Annotated in this window: 20 protein-coding genes and 1 tRNA gene; 9 read left to right on the top strand and 12 right to left on the bottom strand. The window is 71.3% G+C overall.

Annotated elements, in window-relative coordinates; genetic code table 11:
- Positions 1 to 126: 126 nt before the first annotated feature.
- Together FLX07_RS24225 and FLX07_RS24220 are read right to left on the bottom strand one after the other, a co-directional pair.
- Positions 127 to 753 carry a hypothetical protein gene (locus tag FLX07_RS24225; protein ID WP_142573647.1) on the bottom strand — a complete coding sequence of 209 codons (627 nt, stop codon included), beginning with the start codon at positions 751 to 753 and terminating at the stop codon, positions 127 to 129.
- A gap of 110 nt (positions 754 to 863) precedes the next feature.
- The gene (locus tag FLX07_RS24220; protein WP_142573645.1) at positions 864 to 2,159 is read right to left on the bottom strand and encodes a M20/M25/M40 family metallo-hydrolase; all 1,296 of its coding nucleotides are present in this window, start codon (positions 2,157 to 2,159) and stop codon (positions 864 to 866) included.
- Between the two features lie 209 nt (positions 2,160 to 2,368).
- On the opposite strand from FLX07_RS24220, the gene FLX07_RS24215 reads away from it, so the two are divergent.
- A tRNA-Leu gene (locus tag FLX07_RS24215) sits at positions 2,369 to 2,454 on the top strand.
- Positions 2,455 to 2,846: 392 nt separating this feature from the next.
- Here the strand turns inward: FLX07_RS24215 and FLX07_RS24210 are convergent.
- The 4 genes from FLX07_RS24210 to FLX07_RS24195 all read right to left on the bottom strand — a co-directional run bounded on the left by FLX07_RS24210 (position 2,847) and on the right by FLX07_RS24195 (position 6,278).
- The gene (locus FLX07_RS24210; protein WP_223853718.1) at positions 2,847 to 3,965 is read right to left on the bottom strand and encodes a glycerophosphodiester phosphodiesterase family protein; all 1,119 of its coding nucleotides are present in this window, start codon (positions 3,963 to 3,965) and stop codon (positions 2,847 to 2,849) included.
- A 212-nt stretch (positions 3,966 to 4,177) separates the two neighbouring features.
- Positions 4,178 to 4,717, bottom strand: coding sequence for a hypothetical protein (locus FLX07_RS24205; protein WP_142573644.1), 540 nt, complete (start codon positions 4,715 to 4,717; stop codon positions 4,178 to 4,180).
- Positions 4,718 to 5,767, bottom strand: a complete 1,050-nt coding sequence (locus FLX07_RS24200; RefSeq protein ID WP_142573642.1) for a hypothetical protein — start codon at positions 5,765 to 5,767, stop codon at positions 4,718 to 4,720.
- Entirely contained in the window at positions 5,760 to 6,278 is a 519-nt protein-coding gene (locus tag FLX07_RS24195) for a hypothetical protein (RefSeq protein WP_142573640.1), read from the bottom strand. The genes FLX07_RS24200 and FLX07_RS24195 overlap by 8 nt, the downstream gene beginning before the upstream one ends.
- 297 nt (positions 6,279 to 6,575) lie before the next feature.
- Here FLX07_RS24195 and FLX07_RS24190 point away from each other — a divergent pair, with 297 nt between their 5' ends.
- Complete coding sequence (locus FLX07_RS24190) at positions 6,576 to 7,937, top strand: GH1 family beta-glucosidase (protein ID WP_142573638.1); 1,362 nt, start codon at positions 6,576 to 6,578, stop codon at positions 7,935 to 7,937.
- A 147-nt stretch (positions 7,938 to 8,084) separates the two neighbouring features.
- The gene (locus FLX07_RS24185; protein WP_142573636.1) at positions 8,085 to 9,095 is read left to right on the top strand and encodes a lysylphosphatidylglycerol synthase transmembrane domain-containing protein; all 1,011 of its coding nucleotides are present in this window, start codon (positions 8,085 to 8,087) and stop codon (positions 9,093 to 9,095) included.
- Between the two features lie 3 nt (positions 9,096 to 9,098).
- On the opposite strand, the gene FLX07_RS24180 is transcribed toward FLX07_RS24185, so the two are convergent.
- Both FLX07_RS24180 and FLX07_RS24175 read right to left on the bottom strand, forming a co-directional pair.
- Positions 9,099 to 9,746, bottom strand: a complete 648-nt coding sequence (locus FLX07_RS24180; RefSeq protein WP_373292447.1) for a TetR/AcrR family transcriptional regulator — start codon at positions 9,744 to 9,746, stop codon at positions 9,099 to 9,101.
- A gap of 26 nt (positions 9,747 to 9,772) precedes the next feature.
- A complete protein-coding gene (locus tag FLX07_RS24175) occupies positions 9,773 to 10,267 on the bottom strand; it encodes a DUF1707 domain-containing protein (RefSeq protein ID WP_208762358.1) in 495 nt (164 codons plus the stop codon).
- A 96-nt stretch (positions 10,268 to 10,363) separates the two neighbouring features.
- Between FLX07_RS24175 and FLX07_RS24170 the strand changes: the two genes are divergently transcribed.
- The 5 genes from FLX07_RS24170 to FLX07_RS24150 all read left to right on the top strand — a co-directional run bounded on the left by FLX07_RS24170 (position 10,364) and on the right by FLX07_RS24150 (position 13,867).
- Positions 10,364 to 11,125, top strand: coding sequence for a TetR/AcrR family transcriptional regulator (locus tag FLX07_RS24170; protein ID WP_142573632.1), 762 nt, complete (start codon positions 10,364 to 10,366; stop codon positions 11,123 to 11,125).
- Positions 11,126 to 11,182: 57 nt separating this feature from the next.
- On the top strand, positions 11,183 to 11,599 hold the full coding sequence (locus FLX07_RS24165; protein WP_142573630.1) for a hypothetical protein: 417 nt from the start codon (positions 11,183 to 11,185) through the stop codon (positions 11,597 to 11,599).
- 466 nt (positions 11,600 to 12,065) lie between these two features.
- Positions 12,066 to 12,293, top strand: coding sequence for a hypothetical protein (locus FLX07_RS24160; protein ID WP_142573628.1), 228 nt, complete (start codon positions 12,066 to 12,068; stop codon positions 12,291 to 12,293).
- Positions 12,294 to 12,672: 379 nt separating this feature from the next.
- Positions 12,673 to 13,071 (top strand): MerR family transcriptional regulator, encoded by a 399-nt coding sequence (locus FLX07_RS24155; RefSeq protein WP_142573626.1) that lies wholly within the window; start codon positions 12,673 to 12,675, stop codon positions 13,069 to 13,071.
- A 334-nt stretch (positions 13,072 to 13,405) separates the two neighbouring features.
- Complete coding sequence (locus FLX07_RS24150; protein WP_208762357.1) at positions 13,406 to 13,867, top strand: ATP-binding protein; 462 nt, start codon at positions 13,406 to 13,408, stop codon at positions 13,865 to 13,867.
- An 18-nt stretch (positions 13,868 to 13,885) separates the two neighbouring features.
- On the opposite strand, the gene FLX07_RS24145 is transcribed toward FLX07_RS24150, so the two are convergent.
- From FLX07_RS24145 to FLX07_RS24130, 4 genes are all read right to left on the bottom strand, one after another.
- Positions 13,886 to 14,866 carry an AraC family transcriptional regulator gene (locus FLX07_RS24145; protein ID WP_142573624.1) on the bottom strand — a complete coding sequence of 327 codons (981 nt, stop codon included), beginning with the start codon at positions 14,864 to 14,866 and terminating at the stop codon, positions 13,886 to 13,888.
- Positions 14,867 to 14,980: 114 nt separating this feature from the next.
- Positions 14,981 to 15,298 carry a hypothetical protein gene (locus FLX07_RS24140; protein WP_142573622.1) on the bottom strand — a complete coding sequence of 106 codons (318 nt, stop codon included), beginning with the start codon at positions 15,296 to 15,298 and terminating at the stop codon, positions 14,981 to 14,983.
- Between the two features lie 112 nt (positions 15,299 to 15,410).
- The gene (locus FLX07_RS24135) at positions 15,411 to 16,433 is read right to left on the bottom strand and encodes a LacI family DNA-binding transcriptional regulator (protein WP_142573620.1); all 1,023 of its coding nucleotides are present in this window, start codon (positions 16,431 to 16,433) and stop codon (positions 15,411 to 15,413) included.
- Entirely contained in the window at positions 16,417 to 18,852 is a 2,436-nt protein-coding gene (locus tag FLX07_RS24130; protein ID WP_142573618.1) for a beta-xylosidase/alpha-l-arabinosidase, read from the bottom strand. The genes FLX07_RS24135 and FLX07_RS24130 overlap by 17 nt, the downstream gene beginning before the upstream one ends.
- A gap of 341 nt (positions 18,853 to 19,193) precedes the next feature.
- Between FLX07_RS24130 and FLX07_RS24125 the strand changes: the two genes are divergently transcribed.
- Positions 19,194 to 20,558, top strand: a complete 1,365-nt coding sequence (locus FLX07_RS24125) for an extracellular solute-binding protein (RefSeq protein WP_229689494.1) — start codon at positions 19,194 to 19,196, stop codon at positions 20,556 to 20,558.
- Positions 20,559 to 20,560: the final 2 nt, after the last annotated feature.

The raw sequence follows: 20,560 nt of genomic DNA, 5'->3' as shown, positions 1-20,560 counted from the left end.
GAGCCGTGGACGTCACGAGGATGGGAAATTCCGCGTCACCCGCGGGAGCCTGCCGCTCGGGCACCACGAGCGAGGGCAGGCGGTGGCACCGGTCGCCGTACGACGGGGACCGGCACGAAGGCGGGATCAGTCAGGAGAGAAAGACGGGTCGTCCGCCGCTGTGCGGACCACCGGGGGAACAACCGCCGCCAGTGGGGCGGGCAGCTTGGTGAAGCGCGGTTCGAACACTTCCCGCGCGACATCCCCGAACAGGAGGTTTCCACCGCTCGACTGCGGGACCAGGCCCTGGTCTGCGGGCGCGTGGTCCGCGGTGGAAGGCGGAGGGAGCAGAGGCTTCGACTGGCTGGTGAGCCCGTCGACCGTGCGCCCCGCCATCGCCTCGGCGGTCGCCGAGACGTCGTCCGCCGCCGTGGGGAAACCGTCGGTGCTCTTCCCGTGGGACTCGGCCGCGCCCGGCAAGGGCGGCAGACCGAGGTCCGGACCTGAGAGACGATCGGGAAGAACCGACCCGGCGACGTCATGTGAGGGTGCCGTCCCGGCCACGGACGTCGCCGTGCCGAAGACACCGAAGATCACACCGAGCAGCCATCCGGCGGCGATCAGCCCGCCGATGACCAGCAGGCGGCCCAGACGGGAGCCGGCCGCGAACCGCGCCGTCCGGCCCCGCTTCGCAGAGCCTGGAGACGTGACGCGCACATCGGGAACAGCGGCGGGCGAATTCGCCCTCCGCTGCTCCTGCGACGTGCGCGTCACGCGACCTCCCCAAACCGCTGAGTCAACAGTCCGCTGGGTCAACCCGGTGCGGATCCAACCCCCAACGGAGAGTCACTGTAGCGGCACGGCATGTGATCGCAAGGGCTTTCTCAGCAGTATCCGAGGAAACGGTCAAGGACCCTGACGCCAAACCGGAGCGAATCAACCGGAACACGCTCGTCGATGCCATGGAACATCCCGGAGAAGTCCAAGTCTTCGGGAAGCCGCAGCGGCGCGAAGCCGTAGCCGCTGATCCCGAGGCGGCTGAACGCCTTGAGGTCGGTGCCGCCGCTCAGCGTGTACGGCACCGCCCGGGAGCCCGGGTCCTCCTCGATCAGCGCGTCGGCCATCGCCTTGACCAGCGGGCCCTTGAAGGGGGTCTCGACCGCCACGTCGTGATAGACGAAGTCCCTGGTCACGTTCGGCCCGAGCAGCTCGTCGACGGTCTGGAAGAACTCGTCCTCGTATCCCGGCAGGAACCTGCCGTCCACGTGCGCGGTCGCGATCTGGGGGATGACGTTCGCCTTGTATCCGGCCTGGAGCATGGTCGGGTTGGTCGTGTTGCGGAGAGTGGCGCCGATCATCCGGGCGAGCGGCCCGAGGGTGGCCACCGCCGCCTCCGCGTCCTCCGCCTTGACCTCCGTGCCGAAGACCTCCTCGAAGAACGCCTGCACGGTGGGCGTGAGCCGCACCGGCCACCTGTGGCGGCCGAGCCGGCCGACCGCCTCGGCGAGCTCGGTCACGGCGTTGTCGTCGTTGAGCATCGAGCCGTGCCCGGCCCTGCCCTTGGCGGTCAGGCGCATCCAGGCGATGCCCTTCTCCGCCGCCTCGATCAGGTACAGCCGGCCCTTCTCGGTGGTCACGCTGAAGCCGCCGACCTCGCCGATGGCCTCGGTGCAGCCCTCGAAGACCTCAGGATGCCGCTCGGCCAGCCACTGGGCGCCGTAGTGGCCCCCGGCCTCCTCGTCCGCGGTGAAGACGAGGACGACGTCCCTGGGCGGCCTGCGCCCCTCACTCAGCCGCCGCCGCACGACGGCGAGGATCATCGCGTCCATGTTCTTCATGTCGACCGCCCCGCGGCCCCAGACGCAGCCGTCGGCGATCTCGCCGCTCAGCGGGTGGTGGGTCCAGTCGGCGGCGTCGAACGGCACCACGTCCAGATGACCGTGGAGGACCAGGGCGTCCCTGCTCGGGTCGGTGCCCTCGACCCGGGCGACCACGTTCGCCCGTCCGGGATCGGACTCGAGGATCGTCGGCTCCAGGCCGACCTCCGACAGCTTGCCGGCCACGTACTCCGCGGCCTCGCGTTCCCCGGGCCCCGCGTTGTCCCCCGCGTTGACCGAGTCGATGCGGATCAGGTCGCCGCACAGCTCGGCGACCTCGTCCTCCCCGTAGCGTGGGGTCATAACGCCTCCTCCTGCGGGACGGGCCGGTCAGCGGCCCCCCGCCTTTCCGTCGTACGGCTCGCGCCTCCATCCTGCCGCCGTACAGGTGTGACGTTCACCCCCAGGGCTCCGGCCATCCGCGTGGGGCCTTTTCCCGGTATGAAGCAGGGCCGGGAGAGTGCTAACCTGTATCAGCCGACGCGGGATGACGATCCTGCGTGAGGCACCACGTCCGGGTGGCGGAATAGGCAGACGCGCTAGCTTGAGGTGCTAGTGCCCAGTGATGGGCATGGGGGTTCAAGTCCCCCCTCGGACACCGATCAGATCCCCAATGGGGATTGCCGGAAAGTGCGGAGTCGAGATCGATCTCGACCCGCACTTTTTTCGGTTCCGGCGTCTATGTCGCCCGGAGGCCGATGCTCCGGCAATGGTTGCCCCGCTTCTCTGCAGCCGCGTCCTGCGAAGGTCCGCACCATCCGCGTACGCCGCAGTAGGCGGCCGGCGGTGCGCTCGATCACTCCGAGACCACGACCGGACCCCCGCCGGTATCGAGCGGCCACCGCCGAGCTCCGCTACGGCGGGCTCGACAGTGGCCGTACTCAACGGTGGCCGTGCTCAACGATGGCCGTGCTCAATGAGGCATCCCGGCCGGTGCGGATGGCACGACTACGCCCCGGTCGCCCACGGCACCATCATCCTGATCGGCGATCAGTGCCCGTGGTTCTTCAGGTGGTAGCTCTTGGGCAGCTCAAGGCCCCGGTCGGCCATGACCTCGCGCAGACGGTCCGGGTAGTCGGTGATGATGCCGTCCACGCCGGCGTCGATCATCGCGTTCATCGTCGACTTCTCCTCGACGGTCCACGGGATGACCTTGATGCCCAGCTGGTGGGCCTCGTCGACCAGCGCCTTGGTCACGTAGGGCTTGTAGTCGGCGTCGCCCACCTCGCCGCCCTCGGGGGTGCCGGGCAGCGGCGAGAACGCCGACGCGCCGAACGACTTGATCGCCTTCAGTGGGTCGCCGCCGAAGTCCGCGAGGTTGATGCCGCCGAGCCAGATCTCGAGGCCGGGGATGCCGTCGTAGACGGGGTTGGTCAGCGCCACCAGGGGCAGCCGCGGCTCGACCTGGTGCATCCGCATGAGCGCGCCCCAGTCGAAGCTCTGGATGGTGACCTGCTTGAGCATCCCGGCCTCGCGGATCTCCTTCGCGGCCTCCTGGACGAACATCTCACGCGGCTGCGTCTCGGTCGTCCCGACCTCGTACTTGGTCTCGATGTTCATCATGACGTCCTTGGCCTTGTAGGCCTTGACCAGGTCGAAGACCTCGGTCAGCAGCGCCATGTGGGCCCCGGTGGCGGGCTTCTGGCCGGGCCAGACCTCCAGCGTCTGGCCGCAGTCCATGGTCTTGATCTGCTTGACGGTCAGGTCCTTGATGAACTTGCCGGCGTACGGATACTCCGGGTCGCCCTTGAAAGCCGGAGCGGTGTCCTTGCACTTGCGGCCGTCGATCTGCCGGTCGTGTGAGACGACCGCCTTGCCGTCCTCGGTGATCGCGATGTCGAGTTCCAGGGTGCTCACGCCGAGTTCGAGCGCGTTGGCGAAGGCCGGAATCGTGTTCTCCGACATCAGCGCGGCGCCGCCCCGGTGCGCCTGGAGGTCGAGCACGCGCTTCCCGTGACCGGGGCCGTTGCCAGGGCCGTTAGCCGGGCCGTTGGCCGGGCCGTTGCCAGGACCGTTGGCCGGCTTGCCGTGGGCGGCGTCGGCCGAGGCGATCCCCGGCAATGCGACCATCACGCCGCCGAGCACCGCGACGACCGCGGCCTTGCGCAATGCACCCAATGTGTCATCCCCCTGTGAGTAGTGCTGCTGCGGGTACGGGCGGCAGGACGGGCCCGACCACGCACAAAGATCACAGAGCAGCGCAACAGAAGGGGATACAGCAGTTGTAATCGGGACGAAAGTTGTATGAGCGTCCTAGGTGGCTGTATCACCCCTGAGAGACGTACATCGTCCGACTGTGGCGATCTCGCCGGTGGCCGTGATCATGCGACGGAGTGGGTGACGACGCCGGTGTAGGTGCCGGCGGTCACACCGGAGAAAGGGATCGACAGCACCAGGGTGGGGTTCCAGCTGGCGTTGTTGATCCCCGCCACGGCGGTGTGGGAGAACGCCGTCCGCGGGGCGGCGAGGGTGACCCTGCTCGCGGCGGTCGGCTGACCGGGGATGAAGGTCCCGCCACCCTGGGTGGCGCTCGCCGGGCCGGACCAGTAGCTCATGTTGGCCCGGCCGATGGTGACCACCGGCGCGGTGGTGCGGGTGTAGTTGGTCGAGGAGACGGTGGCCGTCCATGCGCCCGAGCCGGGGTCGCGGCGGTCGGTCACCGTCACCGTGCCCATCTGCGTGCTGCGCTGGCTTCCAGGTGGCCCGCTGCCCAGCGACACCGCGACGGGAGCGGTGATGGTCAGCTCTCCCGCCCTGGCCAGGACGTAGGTGGCCGGTGCGACAGTCGCGGACGCCGAGGGGGCGGGCAGGGCGGCGGCCAGGACGATCGCGGTGGCGAGGGGGTTGGTGCGTCTGCGCATTTATGCCCTTCGGGGTTCGGGATGGGATCCGGCCCTGCGGCGGCGCCAGGTCAGGACACCGGCGGCCACGAGACCCAGTGCGACGACGATCGAGGGGAGGATCAGCCGCGACGCGCCGGACGGGGTGGCGGGCCGGCCGATACCGGCCTTGGGGAAGACGAGGGTCGCGGAGACCTCGCGTTTGATCAGGCCGCTCTGCACGACCATGTCCACCTTCCAGGGGCCCTCAGGCAGCCGTGCGTCCATGACGACGGCCAGCCGCCCGGTCTCGCCCGGGCGCAGCGCGACGCCCAGCTGCGCCGGGTAGGGTCCGGCGCGCAGCCCGCCCGGCCCGTCGGACAGCGACAGCGAGCCGGACAGGTCCAGGGCCCGGCCGCCGGTGTTGTGCACCTGAGCGGCCAGGACCGGGCGGCCGGTGGCGTCCCGCTCCGGAGTGAGACGGTCGATGCTCATGTCGGACGGCGGCTCGCCGCCCGGGCCGATGTCGAGGTACATCCGGATGCCGACCCGGCTGGCCAGGCCGATGTTGTGCGCCTCGTCCGGCTCCGCGGTGGTCTGCGCCCAGATCACCCCGTACCGCTCGCCCTTCCACGCGGCGGACGGCACGCGGGTGGTGAACCAGGCCCGGCGTGCCTGCCCGGGGGCCAGGTCGATCTCCGCGGGCGCGATGCTGGTCCAGGTCGTCAGTTCGTTCGGGGTCCGGTCGGGGGCGAAGACGAACGCGTGGCCGCGGATGTCGGCCGCCGCCGGATACAGCGAGACGCGCATCCGGTGGCCGCTGGTGTTGGACACCTCGATCCGCCGCTTGATGGTGGTGCCGGGATCGAGGTGATCGACCACGCCTTTGAGCGCGCGGGGGTCGGCGCGGCGGGCGACGGGTGCGTCGACCAGCCGGATGCCCAGCCCCTGCCCGGGGTCCCCCCGATCCGTGGCCGCCGCGGCGGCCACGGCGGAGGGGCCCGGGACGGCCGCGAGCGCCGCGCCTGCCGTGCCCGCACCCGGAACGGCGAGCAGGACGCCCGCGACCCAGCCGATGAGTCGATCAGGCAACAGAGTGCGTCACCGTGCCGGTGTAGGTGCCGAGACCGGCCGCCAGCGGGATGTTCACGGAGACGGTCGGTTGCCAGGCCGCCTGGCTGTTGCCCGTGCCGCCGGTGTAGGTCATCGCGACCCGCTGCACGTCCAGGGTCCCGCCCGGGCCGGGCGTCAGCGTCCCGTTGCCGACGACCAACGAGCCGGGACCCGGCGTGTAGGTCGCCGCGGAGGCCGGGACCGTGTCACTCGGACCCACGAAGGCCGAGGACGACACCCGCGCCGTCCAGTCCGAGGTGGGCACACCGCCTCGGGCGTCGGTCACCGTGATCGTGCCGATCGGCCCGCTGACCGTGCCGCCCGCTTGGGCACTGCCCAGACTCACCGGACCGGCGGGCGCCGTGATCGTCAACGCACCCGAGGTGACCGTGAAGGTCACCGTCGTGTCCGCGGCCGTGGCGGCCGGACCGGTCAGCACCGCCAACCCGAGCGCGATTCCCGAAACCAACGCGAGCGGCCTGAGTCGCATGCTCGTCCCCCGAATATGTCAACGCCCAGAGCATGGGCGGCAGCACCAGAGATCACTTCAGGGGACACGATAGAAAGCGGAGGGCGTTTCCGCCGGGCAGGACGCACCCATGGATACGGGTCACCGACCCCATCGCGACCGAAGCTTGAACGCGCCCGGACGCCGTCGACGTCCCTCCGGCGAGACGGTGTGGGTGATCGACGGCTCGAAGGTCAGGCGCCGGTCCGCCGAGCTCGATGTTCTGACACACTGCCTGGCCGGGACCTGATAACTACCTTCGTGAAGGAAATCTGACCGATGACGCAGCATGCGAACTTCCTGTGGGGCACGGCGACCTCGTCGTACCAGATCGAGGGCGCCGTGGCCGAGGACGGGCGCACCCCGTCCATCTGGGACACCTTCTGCGCGACTCCTGGCACGGTGACGGACGGCGACACCGGAGCCGTCGCGTGCGATCACTACCACCGCATGCCCGAGGACGTGGCGATCATGGCCGAACTCGGGATGGACGTGTACCGCTTCTCCCTCGCCTGGCCCCGGGTGCAGCCGGACGGAACCGGCGGGGGCAACCCCGCGGGGATCGCCTTCTACGACCGTCTCGTCGACGAGTTGCTGGCCAAGGGCATCCGCCCGTGGGTGACGCTCTATCACTGGGATCTCCCCCAGGCCCTGGAGGACGCGGGGGGCTGGCCGAGCCGCGACACCGCGTACCGTTTCGCCGACTACGCGGCCATCGCCTACGACGCGCTGGGCGACCGGGTGGACCAGTGGACGACCCTGAACGAGCCGTGGTGCTCGGCCTTCCTCGGCTATATGACCGGCCAGCACGCCCCGGGGCGCCAGGACGCCCGCGCGGGGATGACCGCCGTCCACCACCTGCTGCTGGGACACGGGCTGGCGACCCGGGCGATCCGCGACAGGGCGGAGGCGAGCGGCCGCTCCGACCGGCTGGAGGTGGGCATCACGCTCAACCTCGCGCCCAAGATCCCCGCGAGTGACTCCCCGGCCGACGTCGCCGCCGCCCGCTGGGCGGACGGGTTCGACAACCGGCTGTACCTCGACCCGCTGCTGCGGGGTGAGTATCCGGCCGACATCGCGGACAAGCTCGACGAGCTGGGATGCCCGCTCCCGGTCAGGGACGGCGACCTCGCGCTGATCGCGCAGCCGCTGGACGTGCTCGGTGTCAACTACTACTCCTCGCAGGCCGTACAGGCCGGGCCGGTGGGTCAGAACGGCTGGCCGTCGCCGGTGGCTCTGCGCCGCGACGTCCCGCGCACCGCGATGGACTGGGAGGTCACCCCCGCCGCGCTGACGGATCTGCTGCTCCGCCTCGAACGGGAGTATCCCGGTCCGGCCTGGTACATCACCGAGAACGGCGCCGCGTACGCCGACGTGCCCGACGAGAACGGTTACGTGGACGACGTCGAGCGGGCGGAGTATCTGCGGGCGCACATCGACGCGACGCTGGAGGCCCGCGCGCGCGGCGCGAACGTCCGCGGCTACTTCGCCTGGTCGCTGCTCGACAACTTCGAGTGGGCATTCGGCTACGACCGCAGGTTCGGCATCGTCCGGGTCGACTACGACACGCTCCGCAGGACGCCGAAGCGCTCCGCGCGCTACTACGCCGAGCGCGTCGCCGCGGAGAAGGAGCGGGCGTGATCACCGTTCTCACCCGCCACCTCGGCTGCGGCAGCGGGAGCACGAAGACCGGATCCGCTCCTGAGCGGGGAAAACCGCGATGCTAACGTAAGTCAGTCGCTTGATTTAGGCGCGCACCACCCCGATCGCGCAACGGAGAACCCGCGCATGTCCCCTGCCTCCGTCGCCCACGCAGCGCGCCGGCTCAGAGGCGCCGCCGTCGTCGGCGTGGCCGGAGTCGCACTGTTCGCCCTCAGGGACAGGATTCCCGACCCGCACGCGGTCTGGGCGTCGGTTCGAGGCGTGAACCCGGGCTGGCTGGCCGTCGCCGTGGTCGCCGAGGGCCTCTCGATGAGGCTCTTCGCGGGGCTGCTGCGCCGCCTGCTCAGGAGCGGCGGCGTCAGGCTCACCCGGCCGCGCTCCGTGGCCGTCACGTACGCGCGCAACGCCGTGTCCAGCTCCCTGCCCGCCGGGCCGGTGCTCTCGGCCGCCTTCACCATCCGTGAGCTCGGCCGGCTCGGTGCGTCCAAACCACTGTCGGTGGCGACGCTCGTGCTCAGTGCCGTGTACTCGACCGCCACTTTCGCCGTGCTGGGGCTGGTCGCGCTGCTGGGCGGCGACGCGACCCGGGGCCCGGCGCTGATCGCGCTGGGCGCCGTCGCGGCGGCCGCCGTCGCGGTGGTGCGGCTGCGCCGGCGGCCCGGCGGGCACCGTTCCTGCGCCTCCCCACGGATCCTCGCCGCCAGGGACGCGCTCAGGCCCGCCGGCGGCGACCGCCTGGTCCTCGCTGTTCTTGCGCTGGCCAACTGGCTTATGGACGTGGCCTGCCTGGCCGCGGTATGCGCGGCGGCGGGGGTCGCGCTGGGGCCGCACACCGTGCTGCTCGGCTACGTGGCGGGCAAGGTCGCCGCGACGGTCGCGGTCATCCCCGGCGGGCTCGGCGTCACCGAGCTCGGCATGGCCGCCACGTTCGTCGGAGCGGGCGTCACCGGCAGCATGGCGGTGGCCGTCGTCGCGCTCTACCGGCTGATCTCGTACTGGGCCGTGCTCGCCGTCGGCTGGGTCGCTTGGCTGCTGCTCCACGACGGGGTCCGGGCCCGGCTGGCCGCGCCCGGACGGTGGCTGCTCGGCCTCGTCGGCCACCACGAGGACGAGGCGGGCGTGCGTCCGGCGAGGTGACACTCACCGATCCCGGGAAACGGGCGCGAGCCACAGTCCGACGAGCGCGTCGATCAGCCCGGTGGCAGTGCCGTGCCAGCTGGATCTGGACGTGGAGGCGCCTTCCGCGAGAGCACGCTCGCGTTCGGCGCACACGTGCGTGATCAGTTGCCGCGTCATCTCGCCGCGCTCCGCCCGGACCTCGGCGGGCAGCTCGGGCAGGCAGCGGATTAACCCGTCCGCCGCCCGTCGCAGCGAGGCGTGCGTCTCCTCGGCGACGATCGCACGCAGCGCGGGATCGGTCACCAGTTGGGCGAGGAAGCGGGCATACCAGGTCGGGTTGCCCTGCGCGGCCAGATGCTCGGTGACCGGGCGGACCAGGCAGGCCACCCAGTCGCGTACGTCGGCGGAGTCGCCGACGTCGGCCAGCATCCGGTCGCGTATCCGATCGACCGGCTCGGCGTGCCTGCGGGTGATCGCGCGTACGAGATCCGCCTTGGTGCCGAAGTGGTAGCCGACCGCGGCGTTGTTGCCCTGCCCCGCGGCCTCGCTGACCTGCCGGTTGGACACGGCGAACACGCCGTGCTCGGCGAACAGCCGCTCCGCCGCCGACAGAATCCGCTCGCGGGTCACGCTGACCCGTTCGGCCCGTAACCTTTCCGTCACCCTCACCACCGCATCGGAATCGGTGCGGTAAGTCAAGCGATTGAATTGAATGTCTTCCCCCGGCGTTCGCGGGCGCGGACCGCCAGGGTCACGGGCACGGCGTGGCCGAGCACTCCGATGCCCCAGCCCAGGACGGGCCAGATCGGCCACGGATACCAGACGTCCGCGGCCCGTCCGACGGCGAGCCAGACGGCCACCATGAGAAGCGATGTGCCGGCATAGACGCCGGCGTGGATGCGCACGCCGAGCCTGGCCGCCCTGGCCTTGCGGGCCCGGCGCCGCGCCCGGTCCCTCGACGTACGCAGCTCGGCCGGCAGGTCGGCGAGGAGGACGTCGAGCTCGGTGCGGTGCCGCGCTCGCGTGGCGACGTCGAGACGCTCGTCGAACTCCCCCTTGGTCAGGTAGCCGGCGCCGAAGGCGTCGCCGAGCACTTCGACGGCACGGTCGCGCTCGGCGGCGCCGGCCAGGGGCGCGGTTGCCGGGGCGGGGGGTCTGGAGCGCAGCGCTGTGCCGGAGTCGGTGGTCAAGGGAGCCTCCAGGGGCCGGGCGGGCGATTTGCCGCGAACGTTGATAACGTCAGCGTCGCATAAACGCGTCAGCTACTGCAAGATGCTAGAGTTAACATGCGTAAACACAAGAAGGGAGACAGGCCGATGGAGGGGTCCTCGACGACCGGTCCTTCACGACGCCAGAGGGTGCGCGACGCCACGCTGCGCGAGCTGATCGCGGTGAGCCGCGAGATCCTGACGACCCAGGGCGCGGAAGCACTGACGATCCGGGCGGTCGCTCGGGAGATGGGGATGACCCCGCCCGGGGTCTACCGCTACTTCGACGGCCACCGCGCCCTCCTCGACGCGGTCATCGTGGCGATCCTGGACGAGCTCACCGAGTTCATCGCCGCCAGGACCGACGAGGTGGACGAGGCGGACACGGCGGGCAGACTCGTGGTCGCGAGCAGGGCGCTGCGGCGCTGGGGGGTCGAGCACCCCCGGGAGTTCCACCTCTCCCTGGTCGTGTCCCCGCCGGAGGAGGAGAACCAGGCGGTCGGCCGCGCGCGCCGCCAGGTGGGCAGGCTGTTCGGAGAGATCTTCGCCGGAGCCTGGCGGGACTACGGCAGCGCCTCCCCCGCTCCCTGGCCTCGCGCGCCCCGGATCGAGCCGCTCGCCGAGCGGCTCGTCCGGATCCTGGAGGTCTCAATGCCCTCCACGGCCGCCGCGGCCGCCTTCACCCGCTGCTGGATGCGGCTCTACGGAATGGTCTGCCTGGAGTCGCTCGGCCTTCCGCGAGTCGTCGGCGACGAGAAGGGCGATCTGTTCGAGGCGGAGCTGGCCGAGCTCGCGCGGGCACTCGGCCTTCCCGAGACCGCCCTGGACACCGGCCGCTGACGCCCCCCCCCCCCCCGCCGTCCCCGTACGCCCCATCACGTTCGGACAGGAGATCCCATGACCCCCCTGCAGCTCAGCCAGCCGACCCAGGTGATCGCCGGCGTCGTCCTGCTGACCATCGTGACCATCGAGTTCGGCGGGTGGTTCCTCACCCGGATCGTCCGCGGCGCGGTGCCGATGACGCCCTTCCAGCAGACGTTCGCCCGTGCCGGCCACGCGCACGCGGGGGTGCTGGTCACCCTGGGGCTGGTGTGCCTCCTCTTCGTCGACGCCACCGGCCTCGGCGGCGCCACCCTGTGGATCGCCCGGCTCGGCGTGCCGGCCGCCGCCGTGCTGATGTCCGCCGGGTTCTTCCTGTCGTCCATCGGACGGGACGTGACCCGGCCGAACCGTCTGATCATGCTGCTCTGGCTGGGCGCGCTCTGCCTGGCGGCGGGCGTGCTGACCCTCGGCATCGGCCTGCTGACGAGCTGACCGGGCGACCGCGGCAACCGGTGGGCAAGAACCGCGCATGACACCCGATCCCGGGGGTAAGCGAGAGAGGGAGAGTGCGCTACAGGGCCCGCGCGGGACGGCGGCGGACAGACCGCCCGTCACGTCCCGCGCGGGCCCCGCTCACGTGTGATGGCCGGTGATCCGGCTTGGCGCGAAGAGAACGCCGGGGGCGTGTGCCGTCCGCCCTGTGCCCCTCCGCCCGCCCTGTGCCCCTCCGCCCTCGGGGTTCGCCTACTCTGACGTCAGAGTAGGGTGAGGGCTGGTCACGTGGTTCTCCCGGCCGACGCGCTGCCGTCCCGCGACGTCCAGTCCCCGCGCCCCGCGTCGTCACCGCCGGAAGACCAGGCGTCCGGGCGGCCCCGCCGCCCACCGGGGCCCGCCCGCGCGGGAGCCTCCTCAGCGGCGGGTCCGGCCACACGAGAGACCGCACGTGGAGAGGAGGACGATGTCCGTCTACCGCGTCATGATGTACAGCGGGTTTCAGCGCACCCTCACCGCCGACCGCGTCGTCGTCAACGGCGACAACATCTGTTTCGAACGGAGCAGGAACGGGTCCTGGGTGGCGGCGCTCCAACTGCCGACGCAACTGGTCACCCGGGTCCGCCGACGGTGCGTCCGGCCGGACGGCACGGTGATGTGGAGCGTCGAGGATCCGGAGCCCAGCACCTACTGATCGCGAGCGCCGGCCGCCGGGCGGTCATTGCCCTATAACCTGCCGTGAGAGTAGGGTCTGCCCCGCTTGTGATGGAACTCCGCTTCGCCGCGTGCTCGTCCGTCGCAGGCGACGCCACCGCACGGCCCGCCTGGCCTTCCCCCTCGCCGGGCGCGCCGTCGCGGTGGGAGCGGCGCCGCCGCCGGCTTCCACCGGGGCGGGTCAGGGGCCTTATGCTTGTGCTCCCCTCCAGCCGGGCTCCTGGACGACAGGTGTATTCGCCGAAGAGTTCCAGGGAGCCGTCCCGCGAAACCCCACCCGTACGTGAGGGTAGGCCGTGGGTGGCGGCGGTACCCGCATGGGGGCGGTGACCACGGCGGTAGGAAAGGTGAGCGGAGCGATGCCTGAAGGTCTGGCCCAGATCGGCGAGGTCGCCGAGCGGCTCGGGCTGTCCCTGCGCACCATCCGCCATTACGAAGAGGTCGGCCTGATCGTGCCCGCCCGCACGCAGGGGGGTTTCCGGCTCTACAGCGAGCAGGACGTGCAGCGCCTGGCACTGATCAGGCGGATGAAGCCGCTGGGGTTCACGCTGGAGGAGATGCGCGACCTGCTGGAGATCACGGACCGACTCGCCCGCGACGACGACGAACCCGGCCTGCTCGCCCGGCTGCAGCTGTTCGAGAGGGCGGTCGCGGAACGCGCCGACAAACTGCGCGAGCAGCTCGCGATGGCCAGGGAGTTCGCCGAGCAGCTCCGGCGTCAGCGGCTGAACGCCCCGAAGACCACGTCCGCCCGCTGATCCGTCTCCCTCGCGCCCGGGAGCGGCCTGCCGGGCTGGGCAGGACGGCCCGCCACCTCCGCGCCGACGCGACCCGGCACCGGAGCGCGCACCGCAGCAGGGAGAGCCTTTACCGCGAGGCTCGTCAGGGTGGCTACTCGCTCGTCCGGCCCATGAGCGCGCCACCCTCCACGACGTCAGGTAATGGTTCGTTATACGGATACCCGCCCTCGCCTTGGGGATAGCAGGCGGTCCTGCGGCATGCCTAATCTGCGATAAGTGACGCCCTGTCCGACCGTTTGACGCACCGCGGTACGAAGCGTCGGGGGCGCTTCGCCGATGGAGGTGCCGGCTGGTGACGAAGGAGCACGACACGATGAACTCGCAGACCATGGAGCGCGCCGGCGCCCGCACGGCCGAGACGGTCGTTTCCGGATACACGTGTCCGGTGCCGCACTCTCCTCAGGAGATCTGCGGCCTGCGACACCGTGCGCTCGGCGTCCTGGTGGCCTGGGGAACGCCCGGGCACGCCGCGCAGGAGGCCGTGCTGGTGATCTCCGAGATGGTGACCAACGCCGTGCTCCACGCCCTGCCGCCGGCCGAGTTCCGGCTCCTCCTCCGCTCGGAGGGCGATCACGACGTCATCCGGGTCGAGGTCACCGACGCCGGAGCGGCACCGGTGTGGCCGGGGGCCGCGGCGCCCCCGGACGAGAGCGGGCGCGGCGCCGTCGTCGTCGACGCCCTCGCCATCCGGCACGGCTGCGTGCACCGTCCCTGTGGCACGACCACGTGGTGGGCGGACCTGCCGGCCCGCTGAGCGGCCCCGCGCCCGCGCTCAGCGGCGCAGCGTCTCCGACGGCGACTCCCCGAAACGCCGGCGATAGGCAAGGGCGAACCGCCCCAGATGGACGAACCCCCACCGGTAGGCGACGTCGGTGACCGTGGTGGCGCCCGGATCGCAGACCCTGAGCTCGGCGCGCACCCGCTCGAGGCGCACCTCCCGCAGGTAGCTCATGGGCGTCGTCTCCAGCTGACGCCGGAACCCCTCCTGGAGCGCCCGCGTGCCGACGCCCACCGCCTCGGCGAGCTCCTCCACGCTGAGCGGTTCCGCCGCCCGCGCCTCGATCACGTCCACCGCCCGTTCCACCGCCGTCGGCGCGACCCGGGGCTGCACGGCCGACAGCGCCTCGCTGTAGTTGCTGGGCTGGGCCAGCAGCAACTGTGTCATGAGCAGCCCCTCCAGCTGCCCGAGCGCGACGGGCTGCTCCAGCATGGCGCCGCCGGTCTCCGCCTCTCGCCTGAGCAGCTCGACGACCGAGAGCCACGATCGGGCGGGGGGCCGGGTCAGGTCCAGCCCGAGCGAGAAGGTGAGCGGCCTGCGGGGCGTGCGCCCCAGGAGCTTGCCGAGGTGGGCTTCGAGCACCGCCCGGTCGAAGCGGACGATCATCGACTCGTGGCCGGGGGCCCATCGCATGGACATGGGCCGCGTCAGCGACAGCACGGAGGCGAGTTCGGGCGTCGACACGATCCGATCACGGCCGTGGGACACCTCCGCCGCGCCGGCCAGCGGGATCTCGACGAGCAGGTAGCTGTCCACCGGTTGCGGCGTGATCAGCACCTCCGTGCCGTAACGGAGCGAGTACAACCCCACTCCGTCGAACGTCATCCCGTTCAAGCGGGCGTCGAGGTGGATCCCCGAACTCACCGGGCGCAGCCCGTGGTCGCCGAGCTCGTTTCCGACCCGCGCACGGGCCTCGTCAACGTCGTGTGTGTGCAGCCGCAGATGCGCGGCGAGTGGTAGCGACTGTTCGGCCATATCGCCTCCCCCAGCGGGCTGGCCTCCCATTCCCGCAGGTGGCGGGCGCGAGACAAGCCTACGCGCGCGCCCGCCGGGGTGGGACACGGCCGCGGTGAGGACCCGGCCGGACGGTCAGATGAGGCGGCGGGAGACGATCCCGCTGCCGACGTCGTGGCCGCACCACAGGCGGAAACGCTCCCCGGGGCGCAGGTACTCGACCGCGTCGTCGTCGGTGGTCGCGATAGTCACCACGTGCAGCCGGTCTCCGGGGGTCAGCGGCTCCTCGTCGTCCGCCGTGATCGCCGCCTGGAACGGTCGGCTCAGCCGGCTGTCCTCCTCCCCTGTGCAGGCACAGATCACCAGCGACTGGGTGCGGGAGGGAAGTTCGTGCGGCAGGCCGCCCTGGTCGGAGGGGAGGAGTGTGATCAGTGCCTTTGCCTGGACGGTCATCGAGACCACCAACTTTCACGCGGCTACTGCGCAGTGACCATTGCACAGTGACTATTGCACGGTGACTATTGCATCATGCAACGTTCGCTCGGCGGATTTGCTTCCCCGAGCCTCACCAGCCAGTGTGCGCCGGTGCGGTCGAGCCGCGCACCACGAGCTCCGTCGCGAGTTCGACGTGGTGGGACTCGACCTGTTCCCCGGCCGCCAGGCGCAGCGCCGTACGCACCGCGACGGCGCCCATCTCCCGCAGCGGCTGCCGCACGGTGGTCAGGGGCGGCGAGGCCATCCGGGCGATCTGCGTGTCGTCGAACCCCACGATGCTGAGGTCCTCGGGCACGCGCAGCCCCCGTGCCCTGGCCGCCTCCAGCACGCCGAGCGCGATGTCGTCGCAGCCCGCGAAGATCGCCGAGGGCGCCTCGGGCAGGTCGAGCAGGGCCGTTCCGCCCGTCATTCCGTCGTGGTAGTGGAAGTGCCCGGTCCGCACGTAGCCGGGCAGGACGGACGCGTCCCCTGCCTCCATGGCGGCCCGGTACCCGTGCAGCCGGGCCTGGTTGCAGGTCGCGGTGGCCGGGCCGCCCAGATAGGCGACGCGCCGGTGCCCCAGCCCGAGCAGGTGCTGCGTCGCGGCCAGGCCACCGGCGAAGTTCGTCGAGCCGACGCTGGTCACCCGGGCCCGCGGCAGGTTCAGCGGGTCGATCACGACCAGGGGCAGCCGCGCCCGTGACAGCGCGGCGAGCTGCCCGGAGGTCAGTTCGCCGGTGACGGCGACCAGCGCCCGCCGTCCGGCCGCGACCAGCTCGCGCGCCCACCCCGCGGTGCGGTCGGCGTTGCGCCGGATGCTCACCACGACCGCCACGTCGAGGTCGGCCCCGGCCTGCACCGCACCCTGGACGATCTCGGTGGAGTACGCGTTGAGGTCCGCGTCGAACTCCACCTCGATCGTGTCCGGCGCCACCTCGCCCCGGCGCTGCGGCGGCGCGACGTAGTCGTGCTGCTCCAGCAGCGACAGCACCAGGGAACGAGTCTCCGGCGCGACGTCGCTGCGGCCGTTGAGCACCTTCGACACGGTCGCGACCGACACGCCCGCCGAGGCCGCGACCGTGGCGAGGGTGGCCCGCCTACGACTGGGCGGCATCTGTTCCTCCCTGATCGGGACCCGCCGCCGATCGCACCTCCACGGGAGTGACCAGCCGCCGGTCGTGGCCGACGTGGCGCAGCGGGCCGGTCAGCCGTACGCGGCCCTGGCACGGCAGGTCCGACGCGGAGGTGCCCACGAAGACGTCGACGTCTCCGGGCTCGACGATCCGCCGCAGGTCGCGGCCGGTGAAGGCGGTCCTGTCCGCGTGCACGACGAAGGTCGCCCGCGCGCTCTCGCCGGGCTCCAGCCGCACCCGGGCGAACCCGGCGAGCTGCCGCACCGGCCTGGTCACCTGCGCCAGCACGTCGTGCAGGTAGAGCTGGACGACCTCCTCGCCCGCCCGGCCGCCGGTGTTGCGCACGCGGACCGACACGGTGAACTCCCCGTCGGTGGAGACCTCGGAGTCGCTGATCTCCAGGTCGCCGACCTCGAAGGCGGTGTAGGACGCGCCGTAGCCGAACGGGAACAGCGGCGTCGGGTCGAGGTTGCTGATCCCGTGGCTGTCGGAGCCCAGCGGCGGCTGCAGGTAGGTCCCCGGCTGCCCGCCCGGCGTCCGCGGGATCTGCACCGGCAGCTTCCCGCTGGGCTGCACCCGTCCGGACAGGACGCCCGCGATGGCCGCCCCGCCCTCCTCACCCGGCATGAACGCCTGCACGATCGCGGCGGCGCCCTCGCGCACCCGCCCCAGCGCGTACGGCCGGCCCGACACCACGACCACCACGACCGGCGTGCCGGTGGCGGCCAGCTCGACCAGCAGGTCCTCCTGCGTCCCCGGCAGCCGCAGGTCCTCGGCGTCGCAGCCCTCGCCGGAGGTGCCCTGCCCGAACAGCCCGGCGAGGTCGCCGACGACGGCCACGCACAGGTCGGACTCGCGGGCGGCCGCGAGCGCGGCGGCGAAGCCGGACCGGTCCTCGTCTCGCCAGTCGCAGCCCCGCTCGTGGACGATCTCGGCGTCCGGCAGCTCGGCGCGCAGCGCGTCGAGCAGGCTGGGCGCCTCCACGCCGAGCCCGAGGTTCGGGTGGCGGGGCAGCACGTGGTTGGGGAAGGCGTAGCAGCCCATGAACGTGCGCGGGTCGTCGGCGCAGGGCCCGACCACGGCGACCCGGCGCGGCCCCGGGCGCCCCTCCCCGAGCAACGGCAGCGCGTCGCCCGCGTCGAGCAGCACGATCGACCGCTCGGCCAGCTCCCGGGCCAGCGCCCGGTTGTCCGGCGAGTCGAGGTCCACGGTGTCCGCGCCGGCCACCGACCCCTCCGGCGTCCAGTCCGGGTCGAGCAGCCCGAGCTGCACCTTCTGGGTGAGCAGGCGGCGCGCGGCCCGGTCCACCAGGTCCTCGGGCAGCTCGCCCCGCCGCACCCGCTCGACCAGGTGCCGGCCGAAGCCGAGCGTGTCGGGCAGCTCGACGTCGATGCCCGCGGTCAGCGCGAGCACCCCGGCCTCTTCGTGGTCCGCGGCGACCTGGTGCATCTTCGCGAGGAACGCGATCGCCCAGTAGTCCGACACGACCGTGCCGGTGAACCCCCACTCGTCGCGCAGCACCTCGGTCAGCAGCCAGGGGTCGGCGGCGGCGGGCACGCCGTCCACGTCCGAGTAGGAGTTCATGACCGAGCGCGCGCCGCCCTCGGCGATGGCGGTCTCGAACGTCGGCAGGATCATGTCCATCAGCTCGCGGCGGCCCATGGGGACCGGGCCGTGGTTGCGGGCCGCCCGCGAGGCGGAGTAGCCGGCGAAGTGCTTGAGCGTGGCGATGACCCCGGCCTTCTCCAGGCCGCGCACGTAGGCCGCGCCGAGCATCGCGACGAGGTACGGGTCCTCGCCCAGGGTCTCCTCGACCCGGCCCCACCGGTAGTCGCGCACCACGTCCAGCACCGGCGACAGGCCCTGGTGGGCGCCCACGGCCCGCATGTCCCTGCCGATGGCGGCGGCCATCCGCTCCACCAGCTCGGGGTCGAAGGTCGCGCCCCAGGCGATGGCCGCCGGGTAGACGGTCGCGCCGTAGGTGGTGAAACCGGTCAGGCACTCCTCGTGGACCAGTGCCGGGATGCCGAGCCGGGACTGCTTCACCACCTCGCGCTGCAGCCGCACCACGTCCGCCGCGCCCTCCACGGCCGTCACCGGGGCACTGCCGAACACCCGCGTCAGGTGGCCGAGCCCATCGCGTACGGCCTCCTCGATGGGCACCGTGCCGGAGGCGGCGAACACATCCTGCATGGGGGCCACATTGAGCGCGTTCTCCGGCTCCGCCTCCTCGGGAGCCTGCATGTCGTTGCCCAACCACCGGCTGCCGAGCTGGCCGACCTTCTCCTCAAGGGTCATCTCGGCGAGGAGCGCCTCGACCCGGTCGGCCACGGGGAGTGCCGGGTCCTGCCATGCCCGGAGCGTCCCGTCCGCCGCGTGCGTCCGATCTGGGGCCGTCATTTGGTCTCCTCAAAAAAGGTTTCGAAACTTTTCGGCATCGCGGTCGGTTCTGTCGGCAATCTTCAGGCCAACCATGATCACCAGGCGTGACGCCTGTTCGTCGGTACTTTACACACGCATCACGATGAGCTGGGGAACTCGTGAGAGCGCTCTTGACAGTGACGTACCGCAAATCTAGATTGGCGTGCCACGCGGCTTGTGTCGAAATATTTCGAAACGAGCTGACTTCAAGAAGGAGTGGACAGTGGCACCGGGGTGCCGATCCACGTCGCCCCCCACCACGTCCGAGTACTTTTCAACGAGCCGCGGCCAGCCTCGGCGTTCGACGTACGGAGATCAGCGTGGAGTCCACGAACTCATCCCGCCGCACCTTCCTCGCCCTCTCCATGGGCCTCCCCCTCGGTGCCGCGTTGGCGGCCTGCGGCACGTCCGGCCCCGCCCCGGCCGGCGGAGGCGCGAGCGGCGGCGGCGCCGCCGGTGGTGGTGGCGGCGGGGGCAAGGCCACCTACTGGTTCCTCCAGGGCCCGCCCGGTGAGGCTCCCCGCACCGCGTCCGTGGATCGGTTCAACAAGGCCAACCCCAACGGCCAGATCGCGATCACCACGATCCAGAACGACGCGTACAAGACGAAGATCAAGACGGCGATCGGCGCGAACCAGGCGCCCACCATCATCTGGGGCTGGGGCGGCGGCGGTCTGCGCAGCTACGTGCAGGCCGGCCAGGTCGAGGACCTCACCTCGTGGTTCGGCGAGAACGCCGCCGTGAAGGACCGGCTGTTCCCCGGCGCCTTCGGCGCCGCGACGATCGACGGCAAGATCTACGCGATGCCGTGCGAGACCGTGCAGCCGATCGTCCTGTTCTACAACAAGAAGGTCTTCGAGAAGGTCGGGGCCCAGCCGCCGCAGTCGTACGGCGACATCCTCGACCTGGTGAAGAAGTTCAACGACGCGGGGGTCGCGCCGTTCTCCCTGGCCGGCCAGTCGCGCTGGACCAACATGATGTGGCTGGAGTTCCTCTTCGACCGCATCGGCGGCCCCGAGGTGTTCCAGGCCGTCTTCGACGGCGAGAAGGACGCCTGGAACAACCCCCTCGCCATCGAGGCCCTGACCAAGATGCAGGAGCTGATCAAGGCCAACGCCTTCATCAAGGGCTTCTCCTCCGTCACCGCCGACTCCAACGCCGACCAGGCGCTGCTCTACACCGGTAAGGCCGCGATGATGCTGCACGGCAGCTGGTCGTACGGCATCCAGCAGGAGCAGGGTGGCGACATCGTCTCCAGCGGCGGCCTCGGCTGGATGAACTTCCCGGGGGTCGACGGAGGCAAGGGCGACCCGACCAGCACCGTCGGCAACCCCGGCCAGTACCTGTCGATCTCCTCGAAGGCGACGCCGGAGCAGAAGGAGATCGCCAAGAAGTTCTTCGCCACCGGCGTGCTCGACGACCAGGAGCAGAAGGACTGGGTCGGCACCGGTGGCGTGCCGATCGTCAAGGGCTCCGACAGCCTGTTCGCCGGCTCCAAGGACGCCGAGTTCCTGAACTTCATCTACGGCGTCTCCAGCAACGCCAAGGTGTTCGCCCAGTCGTGGGACCAGGCGCTCAGCCCGACCGCGGCCGAGGTGCTGCTGGACAACATCGCCAAGCTGTTCCAGATGTCGATCTCGCCCCAGCAGTTCGCCACGAACATGAACGCGGTTATCGGTAAGTAAGC

It is taken from the genome of Microbispora bryophytorum, assembly GCF_006874465.1.
Lineage (GTDB): Bacteria > Actinomycetota > Actinomycetes > Streptosporangiales > Streptosporangiaceae > Microbispora > Microbispora bryophytorum.
The sequence above is the reverse complement of the archived record's forward strand: the minus strand, read 5'-3'. Positions and strand labels throughout refer to the sequence as shown.

Excerpts from the sequence above, each read along its gene's own strand:
- FLX07_RS24220 (WP_142573645.1), bottom strand. The coding sequence starts at position 2,159 with ATGACCCCACGCTACGGGGAGGACGAGGTCGCCGAGCTGTGCGGCGAC.
- FLX07_RS24205 (WP_142573644.1), bottom strand. The coding sequence starts at position 4,717 with ATGCGCAGACGCACCAACCCCCTCGCCACCGCGATCGTCCTGGCCGCC.
- FLX07_RS24195 (WP_142573640.1), bottom strand. The coding sequence starts at position 6,278 with ATGCGACTCAGGCCGCTCGCGTTGGTTTCGGGAATCGCGCTCGGGTTG.
- FLX07_RS24190 (WP_142573638.1), top strand. The coding sequence starts at position 6,576 with ATGACGCAGCATGCGAACTTCCTGTGGGGCACGGCGACCTCGTCGTAC.
- FLX07_RS24185 (WP_142573636.1), top strand. The coding sequence starts at position 8,085 with ATGTCCCCTGCCTCCGTCGCCCACGCAGCGCGCCGGCTCAGAGGCGCC.
- FLX07_RS24170 (WP_142573632.1), top strand. The coding sequence starts at position 10,364 with ATGCGTAAACACAAGAAGGGAGACAGGCCGATGGAGGGGTCCTCGACG.
- FLX07_RS24165 (WP_142573630.1), top strand. The coding sequence starts at position 11,183 with ATGACCCCCCTGCAGCTCAGCCAGCCGACCCAGGTGATCGCCGGCGTC.
- FLX07_RS24160 (WP_142573628.1), top strand. The coding sequence starts at position 12,066 with ATGTCCGTCTACCGCGTCATGATGTACAGCGGGTTTCAGCGCACCCTC.
- FLX07_RS24155 (WP_142573626.1), top strand. The coding sequence starts at position 12,673 with ATGCCTGAAGGTCTGGCCCAGATCGGCGAGGTCGCCGAGCGGCTCGGG.
- FLX07_RS24145 (WP_142573624.1), bottom strand. The coding sequence starts at position 14,866 with ATGGCCGAACAGTCGCTACCACTCGCCGCGCATCTGCGGCTGCACACA.
- FLX07_RS24140 (WP_142573622.1), bottom strand. The coding sequence starts at position 15,298 with ATGACCGTCCAGGCAAAGGCACTGATCACACTCCTCCCCTCCGACCAG.
- FLX07_RS24135 (WP_142573620.1), bottom strand. The coding sequence starts at position 16,433 with ATGCCGCCCAGTCGTAGGCGGGCCACCCTCGCCACGGTCGCGGCCTCG.
- FLX07_RS24130 (WP_142573618.1), bottom strand. The coding sequence starts at position 18,852 with ATGACGGCCCCAGATCGGACGCACGCGGCGGACGGGACGCTCCGGGCA.